Raw genomic sequence first — 19337 nt, forward strand, 5'->3', positions numbered from 1 at the left:
TTTTCAAGGTGGACGTTTCTATCTCGACCGGAAGAAAAACACCCTCAAGAGCGATACTCTCCTCGGGCGACGATCCACCCTCCACTGGCGCGAACCGGGTATCCTTCAGCCATTTGAAAATCAGGTTCGCGTTCATCGAATAGCGCCGCGCAACCTGTGCAACCGAAACGCCCGGCGTCAACGTCTGCGCGCAAATCGTGCGCTTCTCGTCATCCGACCAGATCCGATTCTTCAAACCCTTCTCCCCCGCCATCACCGACCGCAAGATGTCCACTACCGATGGTGGACACTATCACCCACTCCATCACGCAGGCAGGGCAGTCAGACCGGACGCTTACTTAAGACTTGCGGGTGGTGATGACGGGCCGACCGACATAGTTTTTTTCATCGACGCGGACGATCAACATCCCGTCCGGTGTTTGCCCGACTTGCAAGCCCTGCACCGAAACGTAGCTTCCTATGGTGATTGTTCTGAGCATTGCTAAATCCCCCTGTTAGAGGGGTTGTTTCAAGATATACAGTAATTGATCAAAATCTAGCTGAATTTTGGGGCTTGCACGCAATAATCGTGCGGAATGTGCATTATTTTCCGGCGGTCACAGCCAGTCGCGCAGGATGGGGATAAGCGGCAGATCGGCGGGGGGCATGGGATAGTCGCGCAGTTTGTCGGCGCGGACCCACGCGAGGTTTTGTCCTTCGCGGCCCGTGGGGATGCCGGTCCATTTGCGGCAGGCGAACAGCGGCATGAGCAGATGAAAATCGGGGTAGGCATGGCTGGCGAAGGTGAGGGGGGCGAGGCAGGAGGCGTGGGTGTCGATGCCCAACTCCTCTTGCAGCTCCCGGATGAGGGCGGTTTCGGGGGATTCGCCGGGTTCCACCTTGCCACCGGGAAATTCCCATAGGCCCGCCAGCGATTTGCCGGGGGGGCGTTGGGCCAGCAGGATGCGGCCATCAACGTCGATAAGGGCCACGGCGGAGACGAGGATGATTTTCATGCGTGGCTTTCTGGGTCGGGCTTTTGGGCAACCGCTGGGGGAGGGCTATCTGCCCTCCCCCAGACCCCCGCCCGAGGATATTTATGAACAGAAAAAGTTAGGAGCGGTAGTCGGCGTTAATGTCGATGTAGCCGTGGGTGAGGTCGCAGGTCCACACGGTCTTTTTCGCTTTGCCAAGGCCCATATCGACGCGGATGATGATTTCGTCGTTTTTCATATAGGCGGAGGTATCATCTTCGGAGTATTTTGGGCTGCGCCAGCCTTTTTCGGCCACCAGAAGGTCGCCAAAGCGGATGGAGAGTTTGTCGCGGTCGGCTTGCGCGCCGGATTTTCCGATCGCCATGACGACGCGGCCCCAATTGGCATCTTGGCCTGCGATTGCGGTTTTGACCAAGGGGGAGTTGGCGATGGCCATGCCGGCGAGATGCGCATCATGGTCGGTTGCGGCACCGGTGATTTGGATTTCGACGAGTTTGGTCGCCCCTTCGCCATCGCGGGTGACTTGTTTGGCGAGGTCGAGCATGACGGTGTGCAAAGCCGCCTCAAACGCTTTGGCGGTGGCCCCTTTCAGGGGTGCGGCGGTGCTTTGGCCGGTGGCGCAGAGGAGGAGCGCGTCGGAGGTGGAGGTGTCGCTGTCGACGGTGATCGCGTTGAAGGTGGTATCCGTGGTGCGGGTCAGCATGCGTTGCAAGATGGTGGGCGAGATTTTGGCATCGGTGAAGATGTAGACGAGCATAGTGGCCATGTCGGGCGCGATCATGCCCGACCCTTTGGCGATGCCTGCGATGTGGATGGGGCCGCCATCACCTTGGATCGTGGCGCTGGCGCCTTTGGGGAAGGTGTCGGTGGTCATGATCGCGTTGGCGGCCATGGCGATGGCGTCGCTGCGCAAGTCGGTGGTGAGGGCGGGGATTGCGGCGAGGATGCGGTCGTGGGGCAGGGGTTCGCCGATGACGCCGGTGGAGGAGGAGAACACGCGGGAGGCGGGGAGGCCAAGCGCCTTTGCCACGCCGCCTGTGACTGCGCTGACTGATTTTTGGCCCAATGCGCCGGTGAATGCGTTGGAGTTGCCGGAGTTGACGATGATCGCGGCCCCGGACCCGGCGGGCACTTTGGTCGCGAGTTTGGATTGGCAATCCAGTACGCAGGCCGCGCGGGTGGTGGATTTGGTGAACACGCCTGCGATGGATGTGCCGGGGGCGAGGCGTATCAAGGTAACATCGGTGCGGTTTTTGTATTTGATGCCTGCCGCGGCCGCGGAAAATTCCACGCCTGCAATGGCGGGCAGGGTTGGAAAGCCGCCTTTGGGGGCGAGGGGGGAGACGAGTTTGGCCGATTTTTTCACCGAGGCGACGGCGGAGGCCGCCGCATCAGTGATGGCGGTTGTCGCAGAGGTGGTGGTTGCCGCCACGGTGAGGGCGGCATCATGGACGCGCAGCTCCACCTCGGCTTTCAGCATTTTCAGCTTTTTCTTCAACGTCTTGGTTTTGGATTTCCAGTCGGTTTTGGCCATGATGGGATCCCCCGGTTTATTGATTATTTGTCCAGCAGTGAAAGGTCGCGCAGCAAAGCGGGGTCGAACCCTTCGCCCGGGCGCGCGATGGTGGCGGCGTCGGTGATGGATTTGATATGCGCCTCTACCGCCGCTTGTTCGATTTCAGTGGCGAGTTCTTCGCGCATGTCATCCAAGGTGGGGGCGGATTTGATGCGGGTTTCCTTGAGTTGGATCAGGTGCCAACCGAATTGGGTTTCGACGGGCGCGGAGACATCGCCGACGGCCATTGCAAACACTGCGTCCTGAAACTGTGGGACCATCATGCCATCCGAAAACCAGCCTAGATCGCCGCCATTGGCCGCTGCCCCATCGGAGGAATGTGCCACGGCCATTTCGGCGAAAGCAGCGCCTGCGGTGATGTCGGCTTTGATCTTTTCCGCCTCTTCCTTGGTTTTCACGAGGATGTGGGCGGCGTTGTATTCTTTGGTTTCCGCAGCATCCGCGAATTTCGCGTCATACGCGGTTTGCAGGGCGGCATCGGTGACGGCCGTGCCTGCGACCGCTTGCAGCGCCACGCCAGAGAGGTAGCCGCGACGGTCATTTTCCATCGCCAGCGTGTCGCGCAGGGTGGTTTTTCCTTCGACGCTTTGGGCCATTGCGGCTTGTTGCACCAATTGGTCCAAGATGCCTTTGAACAAGATATCATCGGGCAGGGATTGGTATTGTGCGGGCAGGTTGGCGCGCAGCACGATCATGTGACCCAGTGTGATGTCGGTGCCGTTTACGGTGGCCACGATTGCGTTTGCGCCGCCTTCGGGTGGGGTGGGGGGGACCGCGGGTGCTGCATTTTCAACGGGGGCGGCGGTTTGTGCGATTGCAGGGACCATCGCCAGCGTGGAGGTCAGAGCCGTGGAAAAGGCGAGAGCCGCCGCGAAAGTCACTGATTTACCCATTTTTATCGTCCTTAGGCTGATGCCGCGTTACTGCGCTACGTTGACTTGCCCGGTTGTGCCGCTTACATCGCAAAGGTCGTGTAAGACGTGCCATCGCAGGCCTGACCCCTATTTAAGCAACCAAATGGGGGGGGGCAAGGCCAGACGCTTGCACGATCATATCAGGGAGCCCTGGTATGGCAGGAACGTGCCACGGAGAAAACATGCTGGGTCTGGGAACACTTGCCAAAAAGGTCTTTGGATCGCCAAATGATCGCAAGGTCAAATCGGTTCGCCCGCTGGTCGATAAGATCAACGCGCTGGAGCCTGAATTCAAAGCCCTGACGGACGATGAAATCAAATCGAAAACGGAAAGTCTGGCGATGCGGGCGCAAGGGGGCGAAAGCCTGGACGACCTGCTGCCCGAAGCGTTTGCCAATTGCCGGGAGGGCGCGCGCCGGGCGTTGGGGCTGCGCGCGTTTGATGTGCAGTTGAAAGGCGGGATTTTCCTGCATCAGGGCAATATTTCCGAGATGAAAACGGGTGAGGGTAAGACGCTGATGGCGACGTTCCCCGCCTATTTGAACGCGCTGGCGGGCAAGGGTGTGCATATTGTCACCGTGAACGATTATCTGGCCAAGCGCGATGCCGAATGGATGAGCAAGGTTTACAGCGCCTTGGGCCTGACCACGGGGGTTGTGTACCCGTACCAGCCCGATGATGAAAAGCGCGCGGCGTATAAGGCCGACATTACCTATGCGACCAACAACGAGTTGGGGTTTGATTACCTGCGCGACAACATGAAATCGTCGATCGAGGATATGTCGCAGCGTGGGCATTTTTATGCGATTGTCGATGAGGTGGACAGCATCTTGATTGACGAGGCGCGCACGCCGTTGATCATTTCCGGCCCGTCACAGGACCGCAGCGATTTGTACACCACCATGAACGCGCTGATCCCCGAGATTTTGCCCGAGCATTACAAGCTGGACGAAAAGACCCGCAACGTCACCTATACCGAGGAAGGCAACGAGTTTATTGAAAACCGTTTGCGCGAGGCGGGTTTGTTGCCAGAGGGGCAGAATTTGTATGACCCTGAAAGCACTACATTGGTGCATCACGTTAACCAAGCGCTGCGGGCCAACACGCTGTTTCAGCGCGACCAGCAATATATGGTGCGTGATGGTGAGGTGATGCTGATCGACGAATTTACGGGCCGCATGATGCGCGGGCGGCGGTTGTCGGACGGGTTGCACCAAGCGATTGAGGCCAAGGAGGGCGTGACCATCCAGCCCGAAAACGTGACGCTGGCATCGGTGACGTTCCAAAACTATTTCCGCCTGTACAATAAATTGGGCGGCATGACCGGCACGGCGAAAACCGAGGCCGAGGAGTTTATGGAGATTTACGGCCTTGGCGTGGTCGAAGTGCCCACCAACCGCCCCATCGCGCGGGTGGATGATCACGACCAAGTGTACCGCACCGCGCGCGAAAAGTTTGAAGGCGTGGTGAAGTCTATCAAGGAGGCCACGGAAAAGGGGCAGCCGATTTTGGTCGGCACCACGTCGATTGAGAAATCTGAACAATTGTCGGAGATGTTGAAGGTGGACGGGGTGGTGCACAATGTGCTGAACGCCCGCCAGCACGAACAAGAAGCGCAGATTGTGGCGGATGCCGGGAAATTTGGCGCGGTGACGATTGCGACGAACATGGCCGGGCGCGGCACCGATATTCAGCTGGGCGGCAATGTTGAAATGAAGGTGTTGGAGGCGTTGGCCGCCGACCCTGAGGCGGAGCCGGATGTTATTCGCGCGCGGATTGAAGCGGAACATGCAGACGAGAAAGCCCGCGTGATTGCGGCGGGGGGCCTGTTTGTGTTGGGCACTGAACGCCACGAATCGCGCCGGATTGACAACCAGTTGCGCGGGCGGTCCGGGCGGCAGGGCGATCCGGGGCGGTCTTCGTTCTTTTTGTCGCTTGAAGATGACCTGATGCGGATTTTCGGGTCCGAACGGTTGGATTCTGTGCTGTCCAAGCTGGGCATGAAGGAAGGCGAGGCGATTGTTCACCCGTGGGTCAACAAAAGTTTGGAAAAAGCGCAGGCCAAGGTGGAAGGCCGCAACTTTGACATTCGCAAGCAGTTGTTGAAGTTTGACGATGTGATGAACGACCAGCGCAAGGCTATTTTCAGCCAGCGGTTGGAGATTATGGAAAGCCAAGACCTTGGTGAGATTGCCGAGGATATGCGCCACCATGTGATCGACGATTTGATTGATGATTTCCTGCCGCCAAAATCCTATGCCGATCAGTGGAACGCCGATGGGTTGGCCGCGGCACTGGTGGAACGGTTGGCGTTGGATGTGCCTGTGGCCGCGTGGACTGCCGAGGAAGGCGTGGACCACGAGTTGATGCGTGAGCGGATTTGCGAAGCGTCCGACACGATGATGGCGGAAAAGCTGGCAGCGTTTGGACCCGAAACCATGCGCAACATCGAAAAGCAGGTGTTGCTGCAAACGATTGATGCGAAATGGCGCGAGCATTTGCTGACGCTGGAACATTTGCGGTCTGTCGTGGGGTTCCGGGGTTATGCGCAGCGCGACCCGCTGTCGGAGTATAAAACCGAAGGGTTTTCGCTGTTTGAATCCATGTTGAATTCGTTGCGCCAAGATGTGTCGCAGCGATTGGCACAAGTGCGCCCGCTGTCAGAGTCAGAGCAAAAGACGATGTTGGAGCAGTATATGGCCCAACAGCGCGCGGCGGCTGGCACGCCGGAGCCGGTTGCCTTGGCGGATAATGCGCTGCGTGCGAAAGACGGATTTGACGCGGAAAACCCTGCAAGCTGGGGTGATCCGGGGCGCAATGACCCCTGCCCTTGCGGGTCGGGCGATAAATTCAAACATTGTCACGGCAAAATCGCCTGATTGTCTGGTGAGGGGGCGGGTTTTCCGCCCCTTTTTTGTGGCGAGGATTGGGCAAATTTGCCCGCTTTGCTGGAAACATTCCCCATTCCTGCCATAAGCGCGCCTTGCTTGGTGCCTATCCCCATCTGGATACCTTGACCCTTAGGAGGTCCGTGATGGAAATGAAGCGCAAATTGGCAATGGCTATCGGCACGCTTGCTTTGGCCCTTGGGGCTGGGCATCTGATGCAAAACGGGCTTGGGGGCGCGCCGGAACAGATGGCCGCCGCACCGATCCCGCAGGGCATTACGCCGCTGGCCGCTGGTCTGGGATCGCCCGAGGTGGCCACCCCTGCCGTCAAAGCGCCAATGCTGCCGGAGGCCGCGTTTGGCCCGCCTGCGCCGGATGTCGTTGCAGCACCAGAAGTGGTGCCTGAGATGGCAGATCAGGCGGCGGTGGCAGATGCGGCCTGCCCCTTGCAGTTGGACGTTATGGCGATGTCTGAAGCGCGGTTGGACCTGACGTTGATCGCACCTTGCCGCCCGTCTGAACGTGTGGTGATCCGGCACGGGGGGCTGGCGGTGACGGCCATGACCTCTCCTTCGGGGTCGTTGTTCACCACCTTGCCGGGGCTGGAGGCGCGCGGGCAAGTGTCCGTGTATTTCAGCGATGGCGTTGAAGCGAACGGGGCGGAGGCGCTGCCTGACCTTGCGATGTATCGCCGATTCGCGGTGCAATGGGTGGCCGATGATGCCTTTGCGCTGAACGCGTTTGAAAATGGCGCGGAATTTGGCACAGTAGGGCACGTGTCGGCGGCCAATCCGGCGCGGCGGTTGCCGAATGTGCCGGTAAAGGGTGGGTATTTGACCGTGTTAGGCGATCAAACAGCGCCGTTGCCGATGATGGCGCAAGTGTACACTTTTCCAGTCGATTTGGCGGAGGCGGTTGATTTGACCATCGAAGCGGAGGTGACGGAGGCGACATGCAACCGCGAATTGCTGGGCGAAGTGCTGTTTAGCGAGGCTGGAAGTGTGACAAAAACCGACCTGACGATGGCAACGCCCGATTGTGATGCGATTGGTGACGTTCTGGTGTTGAACAATCCGTTGCCTGACCTGAAACTGGCCGCAGCCAATTAAGGTTTCGCGCGGGGGCACATGCGAAAGAGTTTGTTGCGGTTTTTGCTGCATAGGTTAAGGGGCGCTGCGGTTTTCGCAGCGCTTCTTTTTGCGCAAGCGGCTGTGGCGCAAGATATCACGCTGACCGCCCGCGATGGGGGGCTGGCGCTGAATGGGCAATTGGTCAGTTTTGATGGCGAATTTTACCGGATTGAAACGGTTTATGGTGGGTTGACCGTGGCCGCCGAAGGCGTGATTTGCGACGGCCCTGCCTGCCCGAATTTGACAGCGCCATTGGCCGTGATCGACGTTGTGGGGCCAGAAGGGCCTGCGGGGCGGTTGCTGGAGCCGCTGTTTGCGGGGTTTGCGGCCAGCCGCAGCCTTGGGTTTGTGCCGGGTGAGGTGGCGGAGGTTCGCGACCCTGCAACAGGCCAAACCCTTGCGCGTATTCGGTTTTTGCCGATGGATGATGATGCGGCACTGGCAGCGGTGCTGTCGCGCCGTGCCAGCTTGACCATCGGTTTTGTGCCGCACAGCGCGCTGCGCAACCACACGCTGGGCCTAGAGGCGTTGGTGCCGATTGTGGCGGCAAGCAATATGTTTTCCGTGATCCGTAGCACGGATTTGGCGGCGGCGCTGTCGGGGCGGGTGACGAATTGGCAAGAGATTGGCGGTCCGGATATGCCGATTGTGGTGCATGGGTTGGCCGATGGGGTGGCGCTTGCGGCCCCCATTCGCGCTCGCGTCGGGGGTATGCCTGCAGGGCCGCGCCATTTTGATGCAGCAACGCTGGCGGCGGTTGTGGCGCGCGACCCGTGGGCAGTGGCCCTGACAGGGCGATCCGAACAGGGGGCGGCGCGGGCCTTGCCCCTGACAGATGCGTGCGATTTTCCGTATGCGGCCACCCCCTTGGCGATCAAGGCTGAGGATTACCCCCTGACCGCGCCGTTGTTTATGGGCGTGGGGCGGTATCGCCAACCCCTGCTGCTGCGCGAATTTTTGGAATATCTGGCCAGTGATACGGCGGCGGCGGCCGTGGTGGGTGCGGGGTATATCGACCGCAGCCTTGGCTTTGCGCCTTTGACACAAGATGGCGCGCGGCTGTTGGGGGCCATTCGCAATGCGGGGGCGGGGGTGGATTTGGCCGCGCTGCAACGCCTTGCCGCCGCGATGACCGGGGGGCAGCGTTTGTCGCTGACGTTTCGGTTTCAAGATGGTTCGACGCAGTTGGACGCCCATTCCGCGGATAACTTGGCGGATTTGGCACGTCACATCGGGGCCGGGCGGTTTGCGGGGCAGGATTTGGTGCTGGCCGGGTTTTCTGATGGGTCGGGAGCGGCAGATGTGAATTTGGCCTTGTCCAAAAACCGGGCCGACGCGGTGCGCGCGGCGTTGATGGCGCTTGCGCCGGACCTGACCGAGGCGCAATTGCCGCAGGTGAAGGCGTTTGGTGAGGCGCTGCCAATGGCCTGCGACACCACCGCCACGGGTCGCCAAATCAACCGCCGCGTCGAATTGTGGCTGCATCCACGGCCGAGTGCGGCCCCTTAGCAAGCGCTGCGCAGGGTTGCGACACGCCGATCACATGCGACCTGCACCCTTGCGCGGCCTACAAATACCCGGCAGCGCGAAAACTCAGCTCTCGTTCCTTGCCAATGATCAAATGGTCATGCAGCGATATCCCCAACACTTGCGCTGCGTCCTGCACTTGGCCCGTCATCACGATATCCGCCTCCGATGGTGTGGGGTCGCCTGAGGGGTGATTGTGCAACAAAATCAATGCACTGGCGTTCAATTCCAGCGCGCGCTTCACCACCTCACGCGGATAGACGGGGACATGATCGACGGTGCCGCGCGCTTGCTCTTCATCTGCGATCAGCACATTCTTGCGATCCAAAAACAGGATGCGGAACTGTTCGGTTTCACGGTGCGCCATGGCCGTGTGGCAATAATCCAGCAACGCATCCCAAGACGACAGTACGGGGCGGTTCATTACCCGCGCGCGCATCATGCGTTGGGCCGCGGCCTCCACAATCTTCAACTCTTGCACGACGGCGTCGCCAACCCCTTGCACCGCGACCAGCCGTGCCGGGGGGGCAGTGAGCACGCGGTTGAAATCGCCAAACGTGTCCAACAGCCGCCGGGCAAGGGGTTTGACATCCTGCCGGGGAATGGCGCGAAACAGCACCAGTTCCAACATCTCATAATCCGGCATGGCCGCCGCCCCACCCTCCATAAACCGGGTGCGCAAGCGTTTGCGATGATCGGCCAAATAGGACGGGATTTTGGCTGCTCCACTGGGCACAACCTCATCCATCTCCGCAAACAGCGGCATCGGGGCTTCGTGAAAGGCGCGGGGTTGGCTCATGCGCCAACTCTGCTGCGACTTTGGTAAAGGAAAGGTTAACCAAACCGAACTTCTCAATTCGTCTTGGTAAAAATACCTCCTTGGCAGGGGCCACGCCCTCATCGCCAAAAGAAAAAGACGCGTCAGCGCCAAAGGCGGGGGCTCGATGCCCGCGCCTTTGGCCGCCCCTTAGCCTTTCATCACATCCCAAAATGTCTTTACTTTGGAGAAGAAACTCCGTCCTTCGGGGTTGTTATCCTCGGACATTTTTTCAAACTCACGCAGCATTTCTTTTTGGCGGCTGGTCAGGTTCACCGGCGTTTCCACCGCCAATTCGATCAGCATATCGCCAACGCCGCCGCCGCGCAGAGCGGGCATGCCTTTGGACCGCAGGCGCATTTGTTTGCCGGTTTGGCTGCCACCCGGCACTTTCACCCGGCTTTTTCCGCCGTCGATTGTGGGCACCTCTACCTCGCCCCCTAGGGCAGCGGTCGCCATGGTCACGGGCACGCGGCAAAACAAATGCACACCTTCGCGTTGAAAAATCGCGTGCTCGCGGACCTCGATGAAGATGTACAAATCGCCCGCCGGGCCGCCGCGCAATCCGGCCTCACCCTCGCCCGCAAGGCGGATGCGGGTGCCGGTTTCAACGCCTGCCGGAATGTTGACCGACAGCGCGCGTTCTTGTTCCACCCGGCCCGCGCCTGCGCATTTCTTGCAGGGGTTTTTGATGGTTTGGCCCATGCCGTTGCAGGTGGGGCAAGTGCGTTCAACGGTGAAAAACCCTTGTTGCGCGCGCACTTTGCCCATGCCCGAACAGGTGGGGCAAGTGATGGGTTCTGCGCCGCCTTCGGCACCGGAGCCACGGCAGGGTTCGCATGCAACAGATGCGGGCACGTTGATGGTTTTTTGGATACCAGCAAAGGCTTCTTCCAGCGATACCCGCAGGTTATAGCGCAGATCGGAGCCGCGTTGTGCGCGCGACCGACCGCCGCCGCCGCGCTGGCCGCCCATGAAATCGCCGAACAAATCCTCAAACACGTCGGAAAATGCGCTTGCGAAATCGCCGTTGCCGCCTTGGCCTGGACGGCCGCCGCGCGCCTGGCCCATGCCGCCGTCAAAGGCCGCGTGGCCATAGCGGTCATAGGCGGCTTTTTTATCGGCATCTTTTAGCACCTCATAGGCTTCGTTCACTTCTTTGAACTGATCTTCGGCCTTTGGGTTGTCAGAATTGCGGTCTGGGTGCAGCTCTTTCGCTTTGGTGCGATACGCTTTTTTCAGCTCTTCTGCGGATGCGCCGCGCGCGGCCCCCAGCACTTCGTAATAGTCACGTTTTGCCATGGCAAACCCCTGCTTTTTGAACGGCAGAAGGGCGGCCCTTTGGACAAGGCCGCCCCTGATGTCGTTCGCGCGGTGTTACTTCCGCTTTTTCTCGCCCAGATCTTCAAAGTCCGCATCGACGATGTCATCATCGACGGAGCGCGCTTCGTCAGGCTCCTCGCCGCTTTCTGCCTCTTGGCTGGCCTTATAGATGGCCTCACCCAGACGCATGGCGGCTTCGGTCAGGTTTTGGATGCCGGATTTGATTTTGCCCGCATCTTCGGCCTTCAAAGCGTCCTCCAAAGGCACCATCGCAAATTCGATGGCTTCCACGGTGGACGGGTCCACCTTGTCGCCATGTTCATCCAGCGATTTGCGGGTGGAGTGCAGCAAGCTTTCGGCTTGGTTGCGGGTTTCCACCAATTCGCGGCGTTCTTTGTCGGCTTCGGCGTTTTCTTCGGCGTCTTTCACCATTTTCTCGATGTCTTCATCGGACAGACCACCTGAGGCCTGAATGGTGATGTTCTGCGCTTTGCCTGTGCCTTTGTCCTTGGCGCCCACCGACACGATGCCGTTGGCGTCAATGTCAAAGGTCACTTCGATTTGCGGCATGCCCATGGGGGCGGGCAAGATACCTTCAAGGTTGAACTGGCCGAGCATTTTGTTGTCTGTCGCCATTTCCCGTTCGCCTTGGAACACGCGGATGGTAACGGCGTTTTGGTTATCTTCGGCAGTCGAGAACACTTGCGACTTTTTCGTGGGGATCGTCGTGTTGCGATCGATCAGGCGGGTGAAGATACCGCCACGGGTTTCAATGCCCAAGGAAAGCGGGGTTACGTCCAGCAGCACCACGTCTTTGACATCGCCTTGCAAAACGCCAGCCTGAATGGCGGCACCAAGGGCCACAACTTCATCCGGGTTCACGCCTTTGTGCGGCTCTTTGCCAAAGAATTTAGTCACTTCTTCGATCACGCGGGGCATGCGAGTCATACCGCCGACCAGAACCACCTCGTCGATGTCGCCTGTGGACAGGCCAGCATCTTTCAACGCGGCTTGACAGGGTTTGATCGACGCTTTGACCAGATCAAGCACAAGGCTTTCCAGTTTCGCGCGGGTCAGCTTCATCACCATGTGCAGCGGCTGGCCGTTGCTGCCCATCGAGATGAAGGGCTGGTTGATTTCGGTTTGCTGGCTGGACGACAGTTCGATTTTCGCCTTTTCAGCCGCTTCTTTCAAACGCTGAAGCGCCATTTTGTCTTTGGTCAGATCGATGGCATGTTCTTTTTTGAATTCATCCGCGAGGTAGTTCACGATGCGCATGTCGAAATCTTCGCCACCAAGGAAGGTATCGCCGTTGGTGGATTTCACTTCAAACAAACCATCGTCGATTTCCAGAATCGTGATGTCGAATGTACCGCCGCCAAGGTCATAGACCGCGATGGTGCGGGCTTCTTTTTTGTCCAAGCCGTAGGCGAGTGCGGCGGCTGTCGGTTCGTTGATGATGCGCAGCACCTCCAACCCGGCGATGCGGCCTGCGTCCTTGGTCGCCTGACGCTGGGCGTCGTTGAAATAGGCAGGAACGGTGATAACCGCCTGCGTCACTTCTTCGCCCAAATAGCTTTCAGCGGTTTCTTTCATCTTGCCCAAGATGAAGGCCGAGATTTGGCTGGGCGAATATTTTTCGCCGCGCACCTTTACCCAAGCGTCACCATTGCCACCATCGACGAGGTCGTAGGGCAGGTTTTTCTTGTCCTTGGCGACATGGCTGTCGTCAATGCGGCGGCCGATCAGGCGTTTTACCGCGAATACGGTGTTTGTGGGGTTGGTGACCGCCTGGCGCTTGGCGGGCTGACCGACAAGGCGTTCGGTTTCCGTGAACCCGACGATGGAGGGCGTTGTGCGCGCACCTTCCGAATTTTCAATTACCCGGGGCTGCGAACCATCCATGATGGCTACGCAAGAGTTGGTCGTCCCGAGGTCGATCCCGATGACTTTGGCCATGATACATTCCTCATTCTTCTGCGGCGATGTTGTGGGGGTCAGGCCCGTTATGGCCCCTGATCCCCGATCCCAGTTGTAGACGGCGCGGTATGTCCGCCATTTCCGGCTACTGGGGGTATATAGGGGCGGGATTTCGCCCCTGCAAGCACCCGGCGCGGTGGTTTTGCAATTGAATTGCCAGAAATTGCGCCGGGATTGTTAGGAACTGGCTAAGGACTGGCCCCGATTAGCCCCAGCCGTAGTTAAAGCTGATGCTGATGCGGTCATCATCGGACATATTCATCGGCACTTCGTGGCGCAGCCAGCTTTCCCATAGCAAAATCTCGCCGGGTTCGGGGGCGATGGAGACAAAGGTTTTCAGCATGTCGGGGGCGGTTTTGGTGCGGGTGGGGGCGGCCATCATCATGGGCAGGCGCGGATCCTCTAGCTTTAGCGCGCCTGCGCCCTTTGGCACTGCGACGTAAGTTGTGCCGCTGATCACGCTGTGGGGGTGGATGTGCGAGGTGTGGATGCCGCCTTGGGGCAGGATATTTATCCAAATGCTGTCAAGTTTCAGCTTTTTGCCGTTCAGATCAAAGGCGAGGTCGGTGGCGAAAGCGGCCACATGTTTGTCGATCGCTTTGATCAGGTCTTTGAACACCGGGTCGCGCCAGCCCAAATCATCGAGCGAGGCATAGGAGGTGTAGCCGGGAAACTGGTTTTCTTCGCACCAATCCTGACCTGCGGTGTCATCTTCGGCGATGGCGAGGCAAGTATCCTCCAGCTGTTCGGGCGTAGGGGATTTGCCGAGTTCCGCGAGGTTGGCGCGGTACAGGCGGGTGACGAAAAGGCTGTTGATTTGGGGCATTTTGGGGGTCCGATTATTGGGGGGGCAATTCGGCCAGCAGGGTTTGCGCGGCCAATCGGGGGTTGGCGTGTTGCCAAATGGGGCGGCCCACGACGATATGATCGGCCCCGGCCGCGATGGCCTGCGCGGGGGTGGCGGTGCGTTTTTGGTCGTCACTGGGCGAGCCTGTGGGGCGCACGCCGGGGGTGACGATAAGGCGGCCTTGGGCAATGGACAGGGCGCGGATTTGCGCCGCTTCTTGCGGGCTGGCGATCACGCCGTCTGCGCCCGCCTCTAGCGCGTTATTGGCGCGTTCCAGCGTGATTTGCGCAAGGTCGCCGGGTTTGATCAGGTTGGCGTCCAGATCGGCGCGGTCCAGCGAGGTGAGGATGGTGACGCCGAGGATTTTCAGGTTGGTGCCAGCGGCCCCTTGTTTGGCGGCGCGCACCACTTGCGGGTCGCCGTGGACGGTCAGAAAATCAAGGTCATATTGGGCGATGCCGCGCACGGCGGATTCGACGGTGGCGCCGATATCAAAAAACTTCATATCAAGGAAAATGCGCTTGCCGTGGTCTTGCTTTAATTCATTCGCAAGGGCCAGCCCGCCACCGGTCAACATGCCCAAGCCGATTTTGTAAAACGACACGGTATCGCCAAGCGCCTGCGCGATTTGCATGCCTTGCACGATGTTTGGCACATCCAGCGCCACGATCAAACGGTCATCGGCCATGTTGTTTCCCCTTTGAATTTTGCAAAACCGCTGCGTGATGGGCGCTATTGCGGGGTGTGTCAAGCGCTGCGCATTGACTTGGGCGCTGTGGCGCGATTCACTTGGCGCAAAATAGACATGCGAGGCGGTTATGCAGGTATCGTTAGAATTTGAACGCCGTGATGAGGGACCGGGTGCGGGCCCTGTTACGGTGGGGTGGTTTTTGGCCAAGGACAAAGGGGCGGTGCTGTATGACCCGCCAGAGCGGTTGATCGTGCGCCAAACCAGCAAAACCCATGCGAAATCGGCCAGCCGCTGCCCCGCCGTTATTCAAATGGAAAGCCGGTATTTTGTGGTGAAATGCCCGTTTGATTTGCACATCGGGTTTGGGCGCGATGACAAGGGCAAAGCGCATTTGATCAACCGGGCGGGGGCGGCGTCGCCCATTCGGGCCAATAAAATATCGGATGTTTTGGTGTTGGTGAGCGAGGCGGAATGGCGGTTTCCCGACCGCCCCACGGTGCAGTTGATGCTGCCATACTGTTTCATCGCGGATGAAACGGTATATTTGACCCAGCTTGGCACCTTTGCGCATTACCGTCCCGACCCGATGCCCGGCACGATTTTCGGCGGGCGGTTCCCGTTGAACCTGTGGCCGCGCCCGTTGATGTGGGCGTTTGAATGGCATGATCCGACCAAAGACCTGATTTTGCGCCGGGGTGAGCCGCTGTTTTATTGCCAGTTTGAGGCGGTTGGCCCCGACCGCCCCGTGCAGTTGGTGGAGGCGGAGCGCACGGCGGAGCTGGAAGCCTATATGGAAAAAATCTCAGGCGCGGTGAATTACGTTAACCAGACGTTTAGCTTGTTCAAAGCAGCCGAGGCGATGCGGCCTGCGAAATTGCTGACACCAAAGGCGAAGGGTTAGCGCAGGATTTGCCGTTCGGCGGCGCGCACAAGGCCACGCACCAACATTGCATGGTCAATGTTGTGCGGGCCCGGCAGCGTGACGCCGATGCGCAGGGGCATGGGCAGGCCGGGCGTGAAAAATTCCACCGCGCCGTGAAAGCTGCGGCGGGCGGCATCGTAAACGACGGTGGCAATGCGAACGGCAGATCGGGCCATGATGATTCCTGTCGGTTGGGGCGCTGTCTATACTTAACAACGCATAAATGAAGATTTAGTTTCCGAATTTTTAGGGCCTGCGCGGTCACAAACGCTTGAATTGGTGCAGGCGTGCCCCCAAATTTAACCTGAGGTCGTAAAATAGCCCCGAGGCCCGAAACCGGGATGTGCCAGAATTGGGCATCCAAACGCCGGGCGCTTATCAACAAAGGAGAATACCGATGAATTTGGAAAAGTTCACGGAACGGTCGCGCGGCTTTTTGCAGGCTGCCCAAACGATTGCGCTGCGCGAAAGCCATCAGCGCCTTTCCCCCGAACACCTGCTGAAAGCGTTGATGGATGATGATCAGGGCATGGCATCCAACCTGATCACGCGCGCTGGCGGCGACCCCAAAGCGGTGGTGGATGCGCTGGCGCTGACGCTTGGGAAAATGTCCAAAGTGTCGGGCGATGCGCAGCCCTATATGGACCCGGCAACCGTGCGGGTGCTGGATGAGGCGGAAAAGCTGGCCAAAAAGGCCGGGGACAGTTTTGTGCCCGTAGAGCGGATTTTGGTGGCCTTGGCGATGACCAACACCAACGCAAAGGACGCGCTGGTGGCGGGTGCGATCACGGCGCAAAACCTGAACGCTGCGATCAATGACATTCGCAAAGGGCGCAAGGCGGATAGTGCGAGTGCCGAGGACAGCTATGAGGCGCTGGAGAAATATGCGCGCGACCTGACCCAAGCGGCGCGGGACGGTAAAATTGACCCGATCATTGGCCGCGATGAGGAGATCCGCCGCACCATGCAGGTGCTGTCGCGCCGCACCAAAAATAACCCGGTGTTGATTGGTGAACCCGGCGTGGGCAAAACCGCGATTGCCGAAGGGTTGGCCCTGCGGATTGTCGATGGCGATGTGCCGGAATCCTTGCGCAACAAACGCCTGATGGCGCTGGATATGGGCGCATTGATTGCGGGCGCGAAATATCGGGGGGAGTTTGAGGAGCGTCTGAAATCCATCCTGAAGGAGATTGAAGCGGCGGCGGGCGAGGTGATTTTGTTCATCGACGAAATGCACACGCTGGTTGGTGCGGGCAAGGCGGATGGCGCGATGGACGCGGCCAATCTGATCAAACCGGCGCTGGCGCGGGGTGAATTGCATTGCGTGGGGGCCACCACGCTGGATGAATACCGCAAATATGTGGAAAAAGATGCGGCCCTTGCGCGGCGTTTCCAACCCGTGATGGTGGAGGAGTCGACGGTGGAAGACACCATTTCCATCCTGCGCGGCATCAAGGACAAGTATGAAATGCACCACGGCGTGCGGATTTCGGACTCTGCCTTGGTCGCCGCCGCCACCTTGTCGCACCGCTATATCACAGATCGGTTTTTGCCCGACAAAGCGATTGATTTGATGGACGAGGCGGCCAGCCGTTTGCGCATGGAAGTGGACAGCAAGCCTGAGGAACTCGATCAACTCGACCGCCAAATTCTGCAATTGCAGATTGAGGCGGAAGCGTTGAAGAAAGAAGATGACGCGGCCAGCAAGGACCGTTTGGAAAAGCTGGAAAAGGAACTGGCCGATTTGATGGAGCAATCAGACAGCCTGACCGCAAAATGGCAATCCGAACGCGACAAGATGGAATCAGGTCGCGAGCTGAAGGAAAAGCTGGACCGCGCGCGCGCTGATCTGGATGCGGCCAAGCGCGAAGGCAATCTGGGCAAAGCCGGCGAGTTGTCTTATGGCATCATCCCGCAGTTGGAAAAACAACTGGCCGCGCAGGAAGGGCTGGAATCCGATGCGCTGGTGTCCGAGGCGGTGCGGCCCGAACAGATCGCCGAAGTGGTGGAACGCTGGACCGGCATCCCCACGACCAAAATGCTGGAAGGGGACCGCGAAAAGCTGCTGAAAATGGAAGATCAGCTGGGCAAACGCGTGATCGGCCAGCACAAGGCGCTGAAAGCCGTGGCCAATGCTGTGCGCCGCGCGCGGGCAGGGCTGAATGATGAAAACCGGCCGCTGGGTTCGTTCCTGTTTCTGGGGCCAACCGGCGTGGGCAAAACCGAATTGACCAAGGCGGTTGCCGAATACCTGTTTGATGATGACCAGGCCATGGTGAGGATTGATATGTCCGAATTCATGGAAAAACATGCGGTTAGCCGGTTGATCGGTGCGCCCCCAGGCTATGTCGGTTATGACGAAGGTGGGGTGCTGACCGAGGCGGTGCGCCGCAGGCCATATCAAGTCGTGCTGTTTGATGAGGTGGAAAAGGCGCACCCAGATGTGTTCAACGTGCTGCTGCAAGTGCTGGATGATGGGGTGCTGACCGATGGGAAGGGCCGTACGGTGGATTTCAAGCAAACGCTGATCATCCTGACGTCCAACCTTGGCGCAGTCGCCCTTAGCCAGCTGCCCGATGGCGCGGACCCGGCCCCGGCGCGCGCACAGGTGATGGAGGCGGTGCGCGGTCACTTCCGCCCCGAATTCCTGAACCGCTTGGATGAAACGATCATCTTTGATCGGTTGGCGCGCACGGATATGGCGGCGATTGTGACAATCCAGTTGAAACGGCTGGAAAAACGGCTTGCAGCCCGCAAAATTAAGCTGGATTTGAACGCGGACGCGCTGCAATGGCTGGCCGATGAAGGCTATGACCCGGTGTTCGGCGCGCGGCCTTTGAAGCGGGTTATTCAGCGCACCCTGCAAGACCCGCTGGCGGAAATGATCTTGTCGGGCGATGTGTTGGACGGGGCCACGATCGCGGTGTCTGCCAGCGCGGACGGGTTGCTGATCGGCGACCGCGTCAGCGCCTCACAGGGTGAAAAACCCCTGGAAGCACCGGTTCATTGAACAAAAAAAGGGCATCCTAAAAAAGGCGCCGGTGGGTTCAACCGGTCAGCGCAACTGCTCGATCAAAGGTATCAGCCGTGGTCTGGAAGCCAAGCGTTTTTCTCGGCCTTGTATTGAGGCGTAAGGCAACCTGATCGAGGTCATACTGCGTGTAGACAGACAGGTCCGTCCCTTTCGGGAAGTATTGGCGTAGTAGACCATTGGTGTTCTCGTTGCTGCCACGTTGCCAAGCATTGCCCCCCCTCACGCATGCTGGCATGCGTTGCCGGGCAACGGGCAGGCGATTTGCAAAGCAAATCTGCCGGGAGGTGGTTTCGGGGGTCGCAGAAATAGACGCTGACATCCGTCGCAACGCTGCACTTTCTATGATACGCAAGTTCGGTTCCGCGATCCCAGGTCAGCGATGCCATCAATCCCTGCGGCAGATTCTGAACCTGTCGGATCAGGGCACCGACAACGCTCTCGCTGTCCTTGCCGCCGACCTTGACCAGCACCACGAAGCGCGAGGTGCGCTCTACCAGCGTTGCGATATGGCTGTTTTTGGCACCGATCAGAAGGTCCCCTTCCCCCTCTCGTGACATTTTGCTTTGCAAATGCACTGCCGGGCAATGAGTGGCCAGGGATGGCACGATCTTCAATCACTGCCGGCCTGTCGCGGATCGACACGGCATCGATGATCTGCCCCCTCGTCTGCCCATCTGTCGTTGAAGTCCTGCCGCGACGCATGATCCTTCGGCT

At 59.1% G+C, this 19337-nt stretch carries 16 protein-coding genes and 1 pseudogene; 5 read left to right on the forward strand and 12 right to left on the reverse strand.

Annotated elements, in window-relative coordinates; translation table 11 throughout:
* The 5 genes from BMY36_RS20335 to BMY36_RS16795 form a co-directional block, all read right to left on the reverse strand.
* A partial coding sequence (locus BMY36_RS20335) for a transposase (RefSeq protein WP_217646634.1) occupies nt 1-235 on the reverse strand: 235 nt, incomplete at its 3' end.
* Between the two features lie 103 nt (nt 236-338).
* Nucleotides 339-479: a hypothetical protein gene (locus BMY36_RS20030; RefSeq protein WP_050519154.1), complete on the reverse strand. Its 141-nt coding sequence runs from the start codon at nt 477-479 to the stop codon at nt 339-341.
* Nucleotides 480-596: 117 nt separating this feature from the next.
* Nucleotides 597-995: an 8-oxo-dGTP diphosphatase MutT gene (gene mutT, locus BMY36_RS16785; RefSeq protein ID WP_050519155.1), complete on the reverse strand. Its 399-nt coding sequence runs from the start codon at nt 993-995 to the stop codon at nt 597-599.
* Between the two features lie 97 nt (nt 996-1092).
* Entirely contained in the window at nt 1093-2508 is a 1416-nt protein-coding gene (gene argJ / locus BMY36_RS16790) for a bifunctional glutamate N-acetyltransferase/amino-acid acetyltransferase ArgJ (protein WP_050519156.1), read from the reverse strand.
* 23 nt (nt 2509-2531) lie between these two features.
* The gene (locus tag BMY36_RS16795; RefSeq protein WP_082224799.1) at nt 2532-3377 is read right to left on the reverse strand and encodes a peptidylprolyl isomerase; all 846 of its coding nucleotides are present in this window, start codon (nt 3375-3377) and stop codon (nt 2532-2534) included.
* A gap of 269 nt (nt 3378-3646) precedes the next feature.
* Between BMY36_RS16795 and secA the strand changes: the two genes are divergently transcribed.
* The 3 genes from secA (at nt 3647) to BMY36_RS16810 (ending at nt 8991) form a co-directional block, all read left to right on the forward strand.
* Nucleotides 3647-6343, forward strand: coding sequence for a preprotein translocase subunit SecA (gene secA, locus BMY36_RS16800; RefSeq protein WP_050519158.1), 2697 nt, complete (start codon nt 3647-3649; stop codon nt 6341-6343).
* A 155-nt stretch (nt 6344-6498) separates the two neighbouring features.
* Complete coding sequence (locus tag BMY36_RS16805) at nt 6499-7461, forward strand: hypothetical protein (protein ID WP_050519159.1); 963 nt, start codon at nt 6499-6501, stop codon at nt 7459-7461.
* A 102-nt stretch (nt 7462-7563) separates the two neighbouring features.
* Nucleotides 7564-8991, forward strand: a complete 1428-nt coding sequence (locus BMY36_RS16810; protein WP_244888692.1) for a phosphate ABC transporter substrate-binding/OmpA family protein — start codon at nt 7564-7566, stop codon at nt 8989-8991.
* 58 nt (nt 8992-9049) lie between these two features.
* Here BMY36_RS16810 and radC read toward each other — a convergent pair whose 3' ends face one another.
* From radC to pyrF, 5 genes are all read right to left on the reverse strand, one after another.
* Nucleotides 9050-9808 (reverse strand): RadC family protein, encoded by a 759-nt coding sequence (gene radC, locus BMY36_RS16815; RefSeq protein WP_050519161.1) that lies wholly within the window; start codon nt 9806-9808, stop codon nt 9050-9052.
* A 168-nt stretch (nt 9809-9976) separates the two neighbouring features.
* Nucleotides 9977-11128 (reverse strand): molecular chaperone DnaJ, encoded by a 1152-nt coding sequence (gene dnaJ / locus BMY36_RS16820; RefSeq protein WP_050519162.1) that lies wholly within the window; start codon nt 11126-11128, stop codon nt 9977-9979.
* 75 nt (nt 11129-11203) lie between these two features.
* Nucleotides 11204-13108, reverse strand: a complete 1905-nt coding sequence (gene dnaK, locus BMY36_RS16825; protein ID WP_050519163.1) for a molecular chaperone DnaK — start codon at nt 13106-13108, stop codon at nt 11204-11206.
* A 226-nt stretch (nt 13109-13334) separates the two neighbouring features.
* Nucleotides 13335-13955, reverse strand: coding sequence for a TIGR02466 family protein (locus tag BMY36_RS16830; RefSeq protein WP_050519164.1), 621 nt, complete (start codon nt 13953-13955; stop codon nt 13335-13337).
* A 13-nt stretch (nt 13956-13968) separates the two neighbouring features.
* A complete protein-coding gene (gene pyrF, locus BMY36_RS16835; RefSeq protein WP_050519165.1) occupies nt 13969-14664 on the reverse strand; it encodes an orotidine-5'-phosphate decarboxylase in 696 nt (231 codons plus the stop codon).
* 130 nt (nt 14665-14794) lie between these two features.
* Here pyrF and BMY36_RS16840 point away from each other — a divergent pair, with 130 nt between their 5' ends.
* The gene (locus tag BMY36_RS16840; protein ID WP_050519166.1) at nt 14795-15568 is read left to right on the forward strand and encodes a hypothetical protein; all 774 of its coding nucleotides are present in this window, start codon (nt 14795-14797) and stop codon (nt 15566-15568) included.
* On the opposite strand, the gene BMY36_RS16845 is transcribed toward BMY36_RS16840, so the two are convergent.
* A complete protein-coding gene (locus tag BMY36_RS16845) occupies nt 15565-15765 on the reverse strand; it encodes a hypothetical protein (RefSeq protein ID WP_050519167.1) in 201 nt (66 codons plus the stop codon). The two genes, BMY36_RS16840 and BMY36_RS16845, sit on opposite strands and share 4 nt — an antisense overlap.
* A 221-nt stretch (nt 15766-15986) precedes the next feature.
* On the opposite strand from BMY36_RS16845, the gene clpB reads away from it, so the two are divergent.
* Nucleotides 15987-18599, forward strand: a complete 2613-nt coding sequence (gene clpB, locus BMY36_RS16850) for an ATP-dependent chaperone ClpB (RefSeq protein WP_050519168.1) — start codon at nt 15987-15989, stop codon at nt 18597-18599.
* A 37-nt stretch (nt 18600-18636) separates the two neighbouring features.
* Here clpB and BMY36_RS20605 read toward each other — a convergent pair.
* Nucleotides 18637-19337 (reverse strand): annotated as a pseudogene (locus BMY36_RS20605) (IS30 family transposase); the annotation flags it as partial.

Source organism: Pseudorhodobacter antarcticus, from assembly GCF_900110135.1.
Taxonomy (GTDB): Bacteria; Pseudomonadota; Alphaproteobacteria; order Rhodobacterales; family Rhodobacteraceae; genus Pseudorhodobacter; species Pseudorhodobacter antarcticus.